Here is a 13,873-nt window from a genome sequence, read left to right as displayed (position 1 = left end):
ACAGGGCTAACGATACAGGTTTTCCGCGCGGATGGCAGCGAGAACTTGGGGTGGGATGCCGCCCGGATCGTGGGCAGGATCCGCCGCCAGACGGTGGCGGAGTTCCGTGGAGGCGAGGTCCGTGTCCGTGGACGGGAGCCAGACCAGCTCACCGGTTCCGCCGGACCAGATGGACGCCGGGCGCAACCCGGGGAAGGCCGGAGCATTCGCGGGGGCGCCGGGGCGCAGGGCCACGGCCAGGGAGGCCAGCTGGAGGATCCGCTCCGGGCGCCGCCAGGTGGCGAAGCCCGCCAGCTGGTCGCTGCCCATGACGAGGATCCAGGCCGTGCCGGGCTCCCGGGCGGTCAGCGCCTCCAGGGTGTCCACGGTGTAGCTGGCGCCACCCCGCTCGAGTTCCGCTGTCTCGACGCCGCAGCGCGCGTCGAAGGCGCGGAGCGCCTCGTCCAGCAGGTGCAGGCGGGTTCCGGGCGCGGGACCGCCGGGGTCGGGCTTGTGGGGACTGATGGCCGTGGGCACGAAGCGCAGTTCATCCAGGTCCAAGTGGTCCAGGGCCAGCCGCGCCAGCTTCAGATGACCTTCATGGGGGGGATTGAACGCCCCACCGAGCAGGCCCACGCGCTTCATTGGGCCGCGTCCTTGTCCTTGAGGGCCGCATCCACTGCGAAGGCCAGCTCGCGCAGCCCCTCGCCCGTGACGCCCGAAATGAAGATGGGCTTCTGGCCGCGGTCGGCGCAGAGGGCCTCGAAGGCGTCGCGGCGCTCTTCGTCCTGCAGGGCGTCGAGCTTGGTGCCCACCAGCCAGCGGGGCTTGGCGGCCAGCACGGGGCTGAAGGCCTCCACCTCGCCTTCGATGACGCGCACGGCCTCCACGGGCTCCGTGACGGGATCGGAGAGATCCACCAGGTGGAGCAGCATGCGGGTGCGCTCCACGTGGCGGAGGAACTGGATGCCGAGGCCCGCGCCGCCCGCCGCGCCCTCGATGAGGCCCGGGATGTCGGCGATGACCCAGCTGTCGAGCAGGTCGCCGCCGAAGCGGTCCAGGCTCACCACGCCGAGCTGGGGCTCCAGGGTGGTGAAGGGGTAGTCGGCGATCTTGGGCCGGGCCGCGCTGAGGCGGCTCACGAGGGTGCTCTTGCCGGCGTTGGGGAAGCCCACCAGGCCCACGTCCGCGATGAGCTTCAGCTCCAGGTCGAGGGTGCGCTCCTCGCCCTCCTCGCCGGGCTGGTGGTGGCGGGGCGTGCGGTTGGTGGAGCTCTTGAAGTTCGTGTTGCCCAGGCCGCCGCGGCCGCCGCGGGCCACACAGACATCCTGGCCGTGGACCAGCAGCTCCGCCAGCACCTCGCCGGTGTCACCGTCCTTCACCACGGTGCCGAGGGGCACGTCCAGGGTGATGTCGAGGCCGTCCTTGCCGTGGCGCAGGCAGCCTTCGCCCTGGCGCCCCCGGTCGGCGGCGAAGTCGCGCTTGTGGCGGTAGGGGTTGAGGGTGTTCAGGGCCCGGTTGGCCCGGAGGAAGATGGAGCCTCCCTTGCCGCCGTCACCGCCATCGGGCCCGCCCTCGGGGGCGAACTTCTCGCGGCGGAAGCTCATGGCGCCGGAACCGCCGTGGCCAGCAGCGACGCGGAGCTGGACTTGGTCAAGGAACATGGTGGAGGGTCATTTCAAGAAGGGGGTTGAATGTTCACAGGCCGGGCTCCGCCCGGCCTGTGAACGGGGGCCCGGGGGTGTGCGCGCAGCGCGGAACCCCCGGACAACATCAACCCTCGATGGGATCGATGTGGATGAAGCGGCCGGACTGGCCCTTGTCCTGGAAGCGCACCTTGCCGTCGATCTTGGCAAAGAGGGTGTGGTCCTTGCCCATGCCGACATTGATGCCGGCCTTGAACTTGGTGCCGCGCTGGCGGACCAGGATGGAGCCGCCGGTGACGACCTCGCCACCGAACTCCTTCACGCCCAGGCGCTGGGAATGGGAATCACGACCATTGCGGCTGGAACCGACGCCTTTTTTGTGAGCCATGGGAATACCTCTTCAGAATCAGGATTCGTGGATGGAGGGAAGGATGCGAGTGCGGGCTTGGCCCGTGCGTGCATCGGGGGTCCGGGGGTGTGCGCGCAGCGCGGGACCCCCGGAGAGCATCATCCCTTGATGGCCTTGATGCGGACCTCGGTGTACCCCTGACGGTGGCCCTGGGTGCGCTGATAGGTGGTGGTGCGCTTCTTCTTGAAGATGATCACCTTCTTGGCACGGTCGTGGGTGATGACCTCGGCCTCGACCTTGGCGCCCTTCACGGTGGGCTGGCCCACCTTCAGGTCGCCGTCCTTGTCGATGAGGAGCACATCCTCGAAGGTCACGGCCTGCTTGGGATCCTTCTCCAGCAGCTCCACGCGGAGGATATCGCCCTCGGCGACGCGGTACTGCTTCCCGCCGGTCTTGATGATTGCGAACATGGAAACCTCATTCGGTTGGGGCGCGGGGGCGGCGGTCCATCGGACGCACTTGGGAGCCCACGGCCAGGGCAAGGCCCATCAGTATGCGGGAAAATCCCTGCCCCCTCAAGGGAAATTCCTGAAACCACGGGCCGTGGGCCCGCGACTTGGGAGCCCGTAGGCCTGTGGCCAAGGCGCATTGGTTTCCGGCCCCGCCCCGGGGATGGGATGATCGGGATCCGGAGCATCCCATGGGCCGTGATTTCCAGACCTTCCTGAAGCAGCTTGAGGCCGTCGGCGAGCTGGCCCGCGTGGCCGTCGAGGTGGATCCCTTCCTGGAGATGGGTGCCATCGCCGACCGGGTGTCCAAGCAGCCCGGCGGCGGCAGGGCCCTGGTCTTCGACCGGCCCAGGGGCAAGGCCATGCCCGTGGCCATGAACGCCTTCGGCAGCCTGAAGCGCATGGAGATGGCCCTGGGCGTGGACCGGGAGCCCCGGGGCCTGGATGCCATCGCCGATCGCATTGAGAAGCTGGTGCAGGAGGCCATGCCCAAGCCGGGCACGGGCTTTTTCGAGAAGCTGGCCAAGCTGCCCGTGCTGGCGGAGGTCTCCAACTGGATGCCCAAGACCGTGCGCAAGGGCCTCTGCCAGGAGGTGGTGCTGAGGGGCGACCAGGTGAGGCTCTCGGACCTGCCGGTGCTCACCACCTGGCCCGAGGACGGCGGACCCTTCATCACGCTCGGCATGAGCCACACCCGCAACAAGCAGACGGGCCACCGCAACACGGGCCTCTACCGGCTCCAGGTCTACGACGACCGCACGCTGGGCTTCCACACCCAGCTCCACCACGACGGCGCCCGGAACCGGCACGGCTATGGCCGGGACGAGCGCATGCCCGTGGCTGTGAGCTTCGGCGGCGACCCGGCGCTGACCTACGCCGCCACGGCCCCCCTGCCGCCCTTCCTCAGCGAGGTGATGTTCGCGGGCTTCCTGCGGGGCGAGGGCATCGAGATGGTGCCCTGCGTGACGAACGACCTGGAGGTGCCGGCCGACAGCGAGCTCGTCATCGAGGGCTACGTGAACCCCGGCGAGTTGCGGCGGGAGGGCCCCTTCGGCGATCACACGGGCTACTACTCCCTGGCGGACGACTACCCCGTGCTGCACGTGGAAGCCATCACCATGCGGAAGAACCCCGTGTTCCCCGCCACCATCGTGGGCCGGCCGCCCCAGGAGGACGCCTACCTGGGCCTGGCCACGGAGCGGATCTTCCTGCCTTTGCTGAGAATGGTGCTGCCCGAGATCCGGGACATGCATCTGCCCGCCGCCGGGGCCTTCCACAACCTGGTGATCCTCTCCATGAAGAAGGAGTATCCGGGCCACCCGCAGAAGGTGATGAACGCCATCTGGGGCACGGGCCAGATCATGTTCACCAAGGGCATCGTGGTGGTGGACGAGGACATCGACCCCCACGACCTGAACGAGGTGCTCTTCCGCCTCACCAGCAACGTGGACCCCAAGCGCGACATGCTCTTCACCGAAGGGCCCCTGGATGTGCTGGACCACAGCGCCGACCGCTTCGCCTTCGGCAGCAAGGTGGGCATCGACGCCACCCGCAAGAACCGCCCCTGGGACGGCTTCCCTCGCGAGTGGCCGCGGGATCTGGTCTTCCCGGAGGAGATCCTGGCCCGGCTGGAGGCTCGCTGGAAGGAATACGGCCTCTAATCAGAGTACAAAGCAAAGCCCGGCTGTGCCGGGCTTTGCGCGGGGGCCCCGGGGGTGTGCGCGCAGCGCGACCTTAGACCCCGGCCACGCATGCGTGGCTGGGGGGACCCCCGGAGAGCATCAGAACCGGATCGTGACGCCCGCCTGGAGGGCATCGGCCTGGAACTGGCTGGTGATGCGCGAGTGGATGAAGCGGGCCTCAGTGCCCACCGTGGCGTTCCACTGGTAGCCGGCGCCGGCGGCCAGGCCGAGCTTGGTGGTGTGGCTCGTGGTGTCGCCGAGGACGGGATCCTTCACCTCGAAGGACCACCGCATGGCGGACAGGCCCGCCGTCAGGTAGAGGCCCTCGGGCTTGCCGGCGATGAAGTAGAGGTAGTCGCCACCCAGGCTGAGGTTGTTGGCGTCCTGCTTGAGGCTGCCGAAGCTGGACTCTGGATAGACCGAGTAGTCGAGGCGGGGGCGCAGCATGTGGCCATCGCCCAGATCGAAGGTGCCATGTACGCCGATGCCCGGGCCCGGCTTGCTGTCCACGTAGTCCTTCAGGTCGCCCAGGGGGATGTTCACGAGACCCTGCACGCCGTATCGGGGTGCTTCAGCCTGGAGGGACAGGGCGGCGGCGGCCAGGATGGCCAGGGTCAGCGGGGACAGGATCTTCATGGTTCCTCCGGAAGGCGCGGGCCCAGGGCGGGCCGACCGGCGCCGGGGCCATATTCCCACAAAAAATGGGGAGGTCACCCTTCATTCGGGCGGGAAAAGATGGAACTAGAAATAAAGATCTAGCTTGAGTTGAGGTGAATCCGATTCCGGTTATTTCCAATGAAAAGGCGCCCTCGCGGGCGCCTTTTCGGGGAAGCGGTCGAACCTACTCGCCGTTCTCGGAGCGGCGCTCCTTGAGGCGGCCGGCCTTGCCGAGCTTCTCGCGCAGGAAGTAGAGCTTGGCGCGGCGGACCTTGCCGTGACGCACGACTTCCAGCTTGTCGATGGTGGGGCTGTTCAGGGGGAAGATGCGCTCCACGCCCACGCCGCTCGCGATCTTGCGGACGGTGAAGGAGGTGCGCATGCCGCCGCCCTTGATGCCAATGACGATGCCCTGGAAGAGCTGGATGCGCTCCTTCTCGCCTTCCTTCACCTTCACGTGCACCTTGACGGTGTCGCCGGGCTGGATGCGGGGCAGATCGGAACGAAGCAGGCTCGCTTCGAGCTGGTCGATGATGTGGCTCATGTGGGCTCCTGGGCCAGCGGTCCCGGGCCGGAATCGGCGGACATGGCTCGATGTCCCCGGAGTCGGGGAGTCCATCAGTGTATCGGAAAAGGCAGGAAAGGAAAGGGGCCTTTCACGGGAAGCCGCGGAAGGCCCCTTTCCCAGCTTGGCTGGCTAGAAGCGGAAGGTGGCGCCCACCTGGATGATGTCCATGTCCGCATCCCAGGCCCTGCTCTTCAGGTAGCGGACCTCGGCGCCCACGGTCTTGTTGAACTGGTAGCCGACGCCGGCGGCCAGACCCAGCTTGGTGGTGTCCTCGCTCGCCGAGGCGCTGGAACCCAGGTAGGAGGCGCTCACTTCCATCTTCCAGCGCACAACGGAGAGGCCGCCCGTAACGTAGAAGCCCTGGGGCTTGCCGTCCACGAAGTAGAGGTAGTCGGCGCCGAGGGCGAAGTTGGAGATCTTCATGCTCGCCGAAGCGCCGAAGGCGCTCTCCGAGTATTCGGGGAACCAGGTGTAGTCCAGGCGGGGGCGGATCATGTGGCCGCCGGTGGGGTTGAAGGTGACCTGGGCGCCGATGTTGAGGCCGACCTTGCTGTCCACCGCGTCCTTGAGGTCGCTCTGGGGGAGGTTGAGGCCCGCCTGGAGCCCGAAGCGGGGGCCTTCCTGGGCGGAGAGGGCGGGGGCCACCAGCGCGGCGGCGGCCAGGATGAGTGCGCGGATCGTCATGAAATCTCCTTGAGGCCCATGCGGGGCCGAGGTCCATCGGACAGGTCTGGGGGCCTCCGAGGCCCCGGCCGCCCGATGGGGCTAATGGTACCTACGCATCTTGTATCCGGAGGTCTAGTCCGGATCCAAGGAAATCGACCTGGATCTACGTCCAGCCCTTCCATCCCTTGGGTTTGACCCGGTCCCAGTCCTGTGGGTGCTCCACCTGCCAGGCGCACCACTGGGCGGGCCGGTCCAGGGCGGGCAGGCGGTCCCGCAGGTAGGCGGTCCAGAGGTCCGGCCGCAGGCGCCTGGTCCGGGCCATGGCCTCCCGCAGGCGCCAGAGCCGGATGGCGCCGTGGTCGCCGCCCTGGAGCACCGCCGGCACCTCCAGGCCGTCGAAGGTGGCGGGGCGCGTGTAGTGGGGGTGGTCCAGCAGGCCGGTGGCGAAGCTGTCCTCCTCGGCACTGGCCTCATTGCCCAGCACGCCCGGCAGCCAGCGGCAGACCGCGTCGACGAGGAAGAGGGCCGGCAGCTCACCGCCGCTGAGCACGGCTTCGCCCACGCTGAGCTCCTCGTCCACGTACCGCTCCACCGCCCGCTGGTCCAGCCCCTCGTAGCGCGTGCAGACGAGGATCAGCTGATCCAGGCGGGCCAGCTCCAGCACCTTGGCGTGGCTGAGGGGCGGCGCGGCGGGGCTGAAATGGATGACGCGGCTCGACGCCGCCCGGGGCACGGAAGCCAGGGTGTCGCGCAGCACCTCGGGGCGCAGCACCATGCCCGGCCCGCCGCCGAAGGGGGCGTCGTCCACGTGGCCGAAGGGATTGCCCGCGAAGGGGCGGTAGCTGTGGGTGAGGAGGGTGTGCCCCAGCTCCCGGAAGGCGCGCCCCGTGACGCCGAGGCGGGCGGCCTCGAAGAACTCCGGGAAGAGGGTGAGGGCGTCGATGCGCATCACTTCATCATCGCGTGGAAGGCCTTCATGAAAGTGCGGGCGATGAGGTCGAAGCTGAAGGCGAAGTACAGGGTGTTGGCGAGGGCGGCGGCGGCGCCGATCCAGGCCCAGAGGGGGCGCTCCTCCAGGAGGGAGGCGCCCAGGAGGCAGAGGATCGCGGCGGGGAGCTGGTTGCCGAAGGGGAGGGGGACGGGGATGGCCAGCAGGAAACCCGTCCAGGCGATGCAGGCGCCCACCCAGCGGTGGTTGATGGGCCGCCGCCGGGCGCTGGGCCAGCGCAGGCGGTCGAGCTGGGTCTCGAGTTTCGCCAGGGCGTTCTTGATGCGGCCTTTGTGGATGGGCTGGGTCTGCACCCGCCGGGGCATCCAGGGATGGGGCGTGCCCCAGGCCAGCTGGGTGCCCAGGGCGATGAGCCCGATGCCGCCCACCGGGGCCAGCCCGAGGTTCAGGCCCGGCACCAGGCTCGGGAGGGACAGCAGCAGGGTCAGCAGGCCGTAGGTCTGCTCGCCCGCGGCGTCCAGCAGCTCCCCGAGCGTGACCTCGCCTTCCGCGTCCAGCAGGGCGTGGAGGGTCTCGAAGAAGGGCTTCGGGGTGGACAGCACCCCTCCAGGATGACGGAAAAAGGCCTTCAGTCCCCGGTCTTCAGGCCTGAGTCTTTCGGTTTCCGGGCTTGGCCTTCCCGCACCAGCTGACCGCAGGCGCCCGCCACGTCCTGGCCGCGGCTGCGGCGGACGCTCACGGGCAGGCCCACCTCCGACAGCAGGCGGCAGAGGGCGCCGACGCGGGATTCGTCCGGGGGCTCGAAGCCGCTGCCCTCGTGGGGGTTGAAGGGGATCAGGTTCACCTTGGCGGGAAAGCGGCGGGCGAAGGCGGCGAGGCGCCGCCCGTCCTCCAGACTGTCGGTGACACCCTTCAGCAGGACGTATTCGAGGGTGACGCGCTCGCCGGATTGCAGGGGGAAGGCCGCCAGGGCCGCTGCCAGCGCCTCCAGGTTCCAGACCCGGTTCACGGGCATGATGGCCGAGCGGTGGGCGTCCGTGGTGGCGTTGAGGCTCAGGGCCAGGCGCGGCCGCCTCGGGAAGGCGCCCAGGCGCTCGATGCCGCTCACCAGGCCGGAGGTGGACACGGTGATGCGCCGGGGCGGGATGGCCAGGCCCTTGGGATCCGTGAGGATGGCGAAGGCCGCCATGAGGTGGTCGAGGTTGTGCAGGGGCTCGCCCATGCCCATGAACACCAGGTTCACGGGCCGGCCTTCGGGGTGGCCGTGGTGGTTCAGCATGGCCACCACCTGGCCCACGATCTCCGCGGCCGTGAGGTTGCGCACAATGCCCATCTGCCCCGTGGCGCAGAAGGTGCAGCCCATGGCGCAGCCCACCTGGCTGGAGAGGCAGAGTGTCACCCGGTCGTCGTAGGGCATCCATACACCCTCGACTTGCTTCCCGTCCGTGAGCTCGAAGGCGTGCTTGGTGGATCCGTCCTCCGACGCCTGGCTCTGGACGATGGCGGGCCAGGCCAGATCCACCTCGGCCTCCAGGCGTGTCCGCAGCGCCTTGGACAGGCTGGAGAACTGCTCCCAGCGGGTCCAGCGCTGCCGGTAGAGGCCCTCGAAGACCTGGCCGCCACGCCAGGCCGGCTCGCCCAGGGCGGACACCAGCGCCTTCAGGCCCGCGGCATCCTGGCCCGCGGCATTGGGACGCGCGGCGTGGCCGGCTTCAGGGGCCGGCAGATCCCACAGCGGGGGCATCGTCAGTCCATCCGGATCTTGAAGGACTTCATCAGGCGCTTGTCGTCCTCGGAGAAGGGCTGCTCGGGGCCCTCCTGGGGCAGCCCTTCGCTGGGACCCTCCCCGCGGAGCCGGATGGGCGCCGCCTCCAGGATGAGCATGAGTCCGTAGCCCTGGGCCTGGATCTGGAAGGTGAGGTCGCGGCAGTGGTCGTCTTCGGCCAAGGCCTTCACCAGCGAATCGCCCAGTTCGCTGACCAGGTGATGCAGGTTCTCGGGCAGATCCATGGAGCCTCCGCTTTCAGAATACCAGCCGGTTCCAGATCCACCGGCTAGGAGGACTCGCGGAAGGCCGCGACAGCACGGCGCGGATCCCCGTCCCAGAAGGGCCGGATGGCCGCCGCTCCCGCCAGGCGCGGATGCCTGAGCAGGGCCGCCTTCGCGGGTTCGACTCCGCCCAGGGCCAGAAGACGCGGGCCCTCCGCCGGCAGGCCGTCGAGGAAGCGGCGTAGCCGTTCCGGCCCCCAGGGCGCGCCCTTGCCGGGGCTGGCGAAGATCGGCGAGATGAGCAGCTGGTCCACTCGGCTGCGGGCGGCCCACTGGTCTTCGTCGTGCAGGGGGCGGGACAGCGGCACCAGGCCCGGCTCCACCTCCGGATGGGCTTCCGGGGCGTGCAGGCCGCAGCCCGCGGCAAAGGCCACGTCCAGGCGGCCAGCCACCCAGAGCGCCACCTCCGGGGCGGTGTCCTGGCACCAGGTTGCGGCCTCCAGGAGCGCGCGCGCCTCCAGCTGCTTCTCGCGGATCAGGAAGCCGTCCACGCCCGAGCGCAGCACGGCCGCCCAGCGGGGGCGGTCGAAGCCGAGGCCCGGCGTGATGGCGAGGAGGATCATCCGAAGAGGCCCTCCAGCACGGCCGGGGCCACCTTCGGCAGGGCCAGCACGGCGGCGTTCTCGGTGGCGTGGTCCGCGCGGCCCATGCCGCAGAGGGCCACCGTGACGCCCGGGCAGGAACGGGTGAACTGAAGCGCCGCCTGGGCAGGGGTCGCCCCTCCCAGCGCTTCCACCAGGTCCGCGGGAAGTTGGGAGAGGATGCGGGCCTGCATGATCGAGGCGGAGGTCTGCACGGACAGGCCGGCGGCGCGGGCGGCCTGGAGCGGCGTCAGGCGTTCGCCCCGGAATGGCTGGGTGGGGGCGAGGAAGGCTTCGGGCAGGGCGAGGTTGAGGGGAAGCTGGATCCAGCGGAAGTGGTGGCCCCGCCCTCCGGCGGCCTCCGCGGCGGCCAGCAGGCGCCCCAGGCTGAGGTGGTCGGGTCGCCCCGGCGGCACCCGGAAGCCGTTCCAGGTGGCCACGCCGTAGGCGCGGATCGCTCCGGAGGCCACGAAGCCCTCGCAGGCTTCAAAGGCCTTCTGGACGACGGCGTAGAAGGCCTCCGGCCCAAGATGCGGGAGCTGCTGCTCGGGATTGTGCAGGTGGAAGAGATCCACGGCCTCCACGCCCAAAGCGGCCCGGCTCACCTCCAGCTGGTGGGCCAGGTAGCGGGGGGTCATGGCGTGGCAACCGTCCACCACATCTTCGGCGGACAGGATGCCCGGGGCCTCCAGCGTGCGCCGGAACCAGTCCCGCGGGCTTTCTTCCGTGAGCCCATCCCCCATGGGCAGGTAGCCGGCCTTGGTGGAGACGAAGAACGCCTCTCGGGGCAGACCGGCGAAGGCGGAGCCCAGGGCCCGCTCCGAGCGGCCGGCCCGGTAGTTGGCGGCTGTGTCGAAGACGGTGCCCCCGGCCGTGAAGAAGGTGCGGGCCGCGGCGACATAGCCCTCATCGACGGCGGAGGTGGCCTCCCCGAGGTAGGTGCCGAGGCCGAGGCTGCTCAGGTCCATGGCGCCTCCGGATGGGTGGTGGAGAGCCCAGGAGGTGTTCGCTCACCTGAGGACTTCCCGAAGGGTCGAGGCTTGGTCCGGGGGTGTGCGCGCAGCGAAGCGAAGCGCGGAACCCCCGGACGACATCAACTATCCAGATCTTCCTTCACGCCATCGGTGCCCATGGTCACCAGCCGGTCCGCCGCGCGGCGGGCCCACTCGGAGCCGGGGTAGCTCTCCACCAGCTTCTGGTAGTAGCTCCTGGCCTCGTCGCGGAAACCCTTGATGCGCTCGGTGGTGAAGGTGGTGAAGTCCTTCTGGTACTGCATGCCCTGCTCCCGGGTGAGTTCCTTCAGATCTTCCTTCTGGAGCTTCTTGGCGTAGTCCTTCTCGAACTGGTTCAGCTCCTCGGGAAGCAGCAGCCGCTGGCGCAGGGCCTCGCCGAGGTAGAAGTAGGCCCGCTCGCGGTCCACGTAGTCGGGATAGGTCTCCAGCAGGGCCTTCAGGCGCCGCTCGGCCCCGGGGTAGTAGTAGACGTTCACGTAGAAGATGCCCACGATCAGCTCGTGCTCGGCGATGCGCCGCCAGCACTGGACCACCTTGGACCTGGCTTCGGGGGCATAGGGGCTGCCCGGGGATTCCGTCAGCAGCTGCTGGAACCCGTCGAGCGCCTTGCGGGTCTCGGTCTGGTCGCGCTCGGCGCTCTCGATGGACGAGAAGTGGCACAGGGCCCGGTGGTACAGGGCGTAGTCCCGGAGTTCGTGGCGGGGGAAGTAGTTCAGGAAGCTGGTGTACTCCACTTCTGCTTCGGGAAAGCTGGGGTTCGACTGGAAGAAGAAACTGTCGCCCAGCATGAGCTTGGCCTTGGGGAATTCGGGAGAGCCCGGAAGGTACTGCTCCAGCTGGCGGAGGGTCGTCCGGGCCTCGTTGAACTTGCCCTGCTTCATCTGCTTGTCCGCCTCGGCCATCAGGACGGTGGAGCTGAGGGTCGCCTGGCTGGCGGTCTTCGGCTTGCGGCAGCCCAATCCCAGCCCCGCGAGGAGGAGGCTGACGGACAGGGCGGTGAGGATGCGCTTCATGCGGACTCCGGGGACAGCATTTCAGACATGGCGGGACGGAGCGAAGGGTTCCGGGAGCGTTGGGAGGGATTCCAGGCCTGGTACAGGTGGTCCAGCCAGGGCTCGGCCAGGGCCTGGGCCTCCGCGCGCCGGCGGTCGTGGAAGACCTCATGGTAGAAACCGGGCAGGCGGTGCCGCTCCAGCAGGCCCGGCTTCACGGCGGACCAGAGCGCCTCGGAGGCGTCCGGATCCACCACCGTGTCCTCGCCGGATTCCAGCAGGAGCATGGGGCGATCCAGTTCCTGGCCCAGGGGCAGGAGCTCGGCCCGGCCCTCGTCCAGGGCGGCGCCGAAGGCGGCGGTGGCCCAGCGGTGGCAGAGGGGGTCGGTCTGGTAGCGCTGCACGAGGACGGGATCCGAGCAGACCCGGCTCTTGTCGCCGTGGAGCTGGATGGGCCGGTGGGGCATGAGCCAGTTGAGGAGGCGGGAGAGCACGACCAGGGCCTTCGAGTTGGACCGCACGGCCACGCTGGGGCTCGACAGGATCAATCCATCCAGGGTATCCGCATGCCAGAGCAGGGTGAGCAGGGCGACCAGCCCCCCGAAGCTGTGGCCCAGCACCACCTGGGGGCAGACGGGCAGGGGCGGCATGGGCACGCCGTCCACTACCCGGGGCGCGGCGCCGGTGCGCTCCGCGTCGTGGCGGCGTTCCTGGCGCAGGAAGAGGGCGAAGTCGTCCACGAAGACGCGGATCCCATCCGCATCGCCCCGGAGGCCTCCGGAGCGCCCGAAGCCGCTGTGGTCCATGGCGGACACGGACCAGCCCAGCCCGTGCAGCCAGCGGGCCGTGTGGCGGTAGCGCTCGCCGTGCTCGCCGTAGCCGTGGGAGATGACCACCCGCCCCTTGGGCTCCGGGTGCTCCCACCGCGCGTAGGCGAGGGTCACGCCCCCATGGCCCGACAGGACCCCACGGGCGGTGGGCTCCAGGTCGGCGGGCAGCACGGGGGTGGGATCATGCATCCGATCAGAATACCGTGGGGACGGCCGATCCCCGATTCGCTTAAACTTAAAGGTTCCCCGGAAGGCCGGGCTGGAGACGCGGACGATGGATTTCGAGACCCTGGTGCGGGCCAAGAACGAACTGGAGCCCCGGGTCCGGCAGCTGGTCGCCCACCTGGATCCCGAGCGCAAGGCCCTGGAACTGGAACAGATCGAGGAGCGGACCACCGCCCCGGGCTTCTGGGACGATCCCGAGGCCGCCAAGCCCCTGCTCCAGAAGCGGGGCTCCATCAGCGACGACATCGCCCTGGCCAAGCGCCTGTCCGGTGGGCTCGAGGACCTGGAGACGGGCTTGGAGCTGGCCCGCGAGGATGCTGAGATGCTGGTCGAGGCCGAGGCCGTGGAGACGGGGCTCCGCAAGGCGGTGGAGGATGCCGAGCTGCGGATGATGCTCAGCGGCGACCTGGACAACAATCACGCCATCGTCGCCATCGCGCCCGGCGCCGGCGGCACCGAGAGCCAGGACTGGGCCGCCATGCTGCTGCGCATGTACCTGCGCTTCTGCGAATCCAAGGGCTGGGCCACGGAGATGATCGACTACCAGGATGGGGAGGAGGCCGGCATCAAGGGCGCCACCTTCATCGTCGACGCGCCCTTCTCCTACGGCTACCTGCGGGCCGAGGCGGGCGTCCATCGGCTCGTGCGCATCAGCCCCTTCGATGCCGCCAAGCGGCGCCACACCAGCTTCGCAGCCGTGTACGTGAGCCCCGAGCTGGACGACACCATCAACGTCGAGATCCCCGAGAAGGACCTCAAGATCGATGTCTTCCGCGCCAGCGGCGCCGGCGGCCAGCACGTGAACCGCACCGAATCGGCCGTGCGCTTCACCCACCTGCCCACGGGCATCGTGGTGAGCTGCCAGAACGAACGCAGCCAGATCAAGAACCGCGCGACGGCCATGAAGGTGCTCCAGGCCCGGCTCTACGAGCTGGAGCAGCGCAAGTTCCAGGAGAAGGTGGCCGCCGCCAGCGGCGACAAGGCCGACGTGGCCTGGGGCAGCCAGATCCGCAGCTACGTCCTCCAGCCCTATCAGATGGTGAAGGACCACCGCACCGGCGAGGAGACCAGCCAGACCCAGAAGGTCCTCGACGGCGACATCGACGCCTTCATCCGCGCCCAGCTCCTGGCGAAGTCGCTCAAGACCGAGGGCTGATCACCGATCACCGATCACCGAC

At 69.2% G+C, this 13,873-nt stretch carries 17 protein-coding genes; 2 read left to right on the top strand and 15 right to left on the bottom strand.

Annotation, left to right across the window (positions count from 1 at the left end; genetic code table 11):
• Positions 1–6: 6 nt before the first annotated feature.
• The 4 genes from nadD to rplU form a co-directional block, all read right to left on the bottom strand.
• Complete coding sequence (nadD, locus tag MLE42_RS13290) at positions 7–624, bottom strand: nicotinate (nicotinamide) nucleotide adenylyltransferase (RefSeq protein WP_243288368.1); 618 nt, start codon at positions 622–624, stop codon at positions 7–9.
• Positions 621–1,643, bottom strand: coding sequence for a GTPase ObgE (obgE, locus tag MLE42_RS13285; protein ID WP_243288367.1), 1,023 nt, complete (start codon positions 1,641–1,643; stop codon positions 621–623). The genes nadD and obgE overlap by 4 nt, the downstream gene beginning before the upstream one ends.
• Positions 1,644–1,752: 109 nt before the next feature.
• Positions 1,753–2,013 carry a 50S ribosomal protein L27 gene (gene rpmA, locus MLE42_RS13280; protein ID WP_026852683.1) on the bottom strand — a complete coding sequence of 87 codons (261 nt, stop codon included), beginning with the start codon at positions 2,011–2,013 and terminating at the stop codon, positions 1,753–1,755.
• Positions 2,014–2,132: 119 nt separating this feature from the next.
• Positions 2,133–2,444 (bottom strand): 50S ribosomal protein L21, encoded by a 312-nt coding sequence (gene rplU / locus MLE42_RS13275; protein WP_243288366.1) that lies wholly within the window; start codon positions 2,442–2,444, stop codon positions 2,133–2,135.
• A gap of 230 nt (positions 2,445–2,674) precedes the next feature.
• Between rplU and MLE42_RS13270 the strand changes: the two genes are divergently transcribed.
• Positions 2,675–4,144: a menaquinone biosynthesis decarboxylase gene (locus tag MLE42_RS13270; RefSeq protein ID WP_243288365.1), complete on the top strand. Its 1,470-nt coding sequence runs from the start codon at positions 2,675–2,677 to the stop codon at positions 4,142–4,144.
• Between the two features lie 120 nt (positions 4,145–4,264).
• Here MLE42_RS13270 and MLE42_RS13265 read toward each other — a convergent pair whose 3' ends face one another.
• The 11 genes from MLE42_RS13265 to MLE42_RS13215 all read right to left on the bottom strand — a co-directional run bounded on the left by MLE42_RS13265 (position 4,265) and on the right by MLE42_RS13215 (position 12,659).
• Positions 4,265–4,801, bottom strand: a complete 537-nt coding sequence (locus MLE42_RS13265; protein WP_243288364.1) for an outer membrane protein — start codon at positions 4,799–4,801, stop codon at positions 4,265–4,267.
• Between the two features lie 205 nt (positions 4,802–5,006).
• A complete protein-coding gene (gene rplS / locus MLE42_RS13260; protein WP_243288363.1) occupies positions 5,007–5,366 on the bottom strand; it encodes a 50S ribosomal protein L19 in 360 nt (119 codons plus the stop codon).
• Positions 5,367–5,519: 153 nt separating this feature from the next.
• Positions 5,520–6,074 (bottom strand): outer membrane protein, encoded by a 555-nt coding sequence (locus MLE42_RS13255; protein WP_243288362.1) that lies wholly within the window; start codon positions 6,072–6,074, stop codon positions 5,520–5,522.
• Positions 6,075–6,219: 145 nt separating this feature from the next.
• Complete coding sequence (gene trmD / locus MLE42_RS13250) at positions 6,220–7,005, bottom strand: tRNA (guanosine(37)-N1)-methyltransferase TrmD (RefSeq protein WP_243288361.1); 786 nt, start codon at positions 7,003–7,005, stop codon at positions 6,220–6,222.
• Entirely contained in the window at positions 7,005–7,607 is a 603-nt protein-coding gene (locus MLE42_RS13245; RefSeq protein WP_243288360.1) for an exopolysaccharide biosynthesis protein, read from the bottom strand. The genes trmD and MLE42_RS13245 overlap by 1 nt, the downstream gene beginning before the upstream one ends.
• 26 nt (positions 7,608–7,633) lie before the next feature.
• Positions 7,634–8,749 (bottom strand): dual-specificity RNA methyltransferase RlmN, encoded by a 1,116-nt coding sequence (gene rlmN / locus MLE42_RS13240; RefSeq protein ID WP_243288359.1) that lies wholly within the window; start codon positions 8,747–8,749, stop codon positions 7,634–7,636.
• A 2-nt stretch (positions 8,750–8,751) separates the two neighbouring features.
• Positions 8,752–9,015: a hypothetical protein gene (locus MLE42_RS13235; protein WP_243288358.1), complete on the bottom strand. Its 264-nt coding sequence runs from the start codon at positions 9,013–9,015 to the stop codon at positions 8,752–8,754.
• 44 nt (positions 9,016–9,059) lie between these two features.
• Positions 9,060–9,617 carry a thiamine phosphate synthase gene (locus MLE42_RS13230; protein WP_243288357.1) on the bottom strand — a complete coding sequence of 186 codons (558 nt, stop codon included), beginning with the start codon at positions 9,615–9,617 and terminating at the stop codon, positions 9,060–9,062.
• Positions 9,614–10,603, bottom strand: coding sequence for an aldo/keto reductase (locus MLE42_RS13225; protein ID WP_243288356.1), 990 nt, complete (start codon positions 10,601–10,603; stop codon positions 9,614–9,616). The genes MLE42_RS13230 and MLE42_RS13225 overlap by 4 nt, the downstream gene beginning before the upstream one ends.
• Positions 10,604–10,728: 125 nt before the next feature.
• Positions 10,729–11,661, bottom strand: coding sequence for an outer membrane protein assembly factor BamD (locus tag MLE42_RS13220; protein WP_243288355.1), 933 nt, complete (start codon positions 11,659–11,661; stop codon positions 10,729–10,731).
• Positions 11,658–12,659 (bottom strand): alpha/beta hydrolase, encoded by a 1,002-nt coding sequence (locus MLE42_RS13215; RefSeq protein ID WP_243288354.1) that lies wholly within the window; start codon positions 12,657–12,659, stop codon positions 11,658–11,660. Before MLE42_RS13215 ends, MLE42_RS13220 begins: the two co-directional genes overlap by 4 nt.
• Before the next feature lie 85 nt (positions 12,660–12,744).
• Here MLE42_RS13215 and prfB point away from each other — a divergent pair, with 85 nt between their 5' ends.
• A complete protein-coding gene (gene prfB / locus MLE42_RS13210; protein WP_243288353.1) occupies positions 12,745–13,851 on the top strand; it encodes a peptide chain release factor 2 in 1,107 nt (368 codons plus the stop codon).
• Positions 13,852–13,873 lie beyond the last annotated feature (22 nt).

The organism is Geothrix terrae (assembly GCF_022808775.1).
Taxonomy (GTDB): Bacteria; Acidobacteriota; Holophagae; order Holophagales; family Holophagaceae; genus Geothrix; species Geothrix terrae.
The sequence above is the reverse complement of the archived record's forward strand: the minus strand, read 5'-3'. Positions and strand labels throughout refer to the sequence as shown.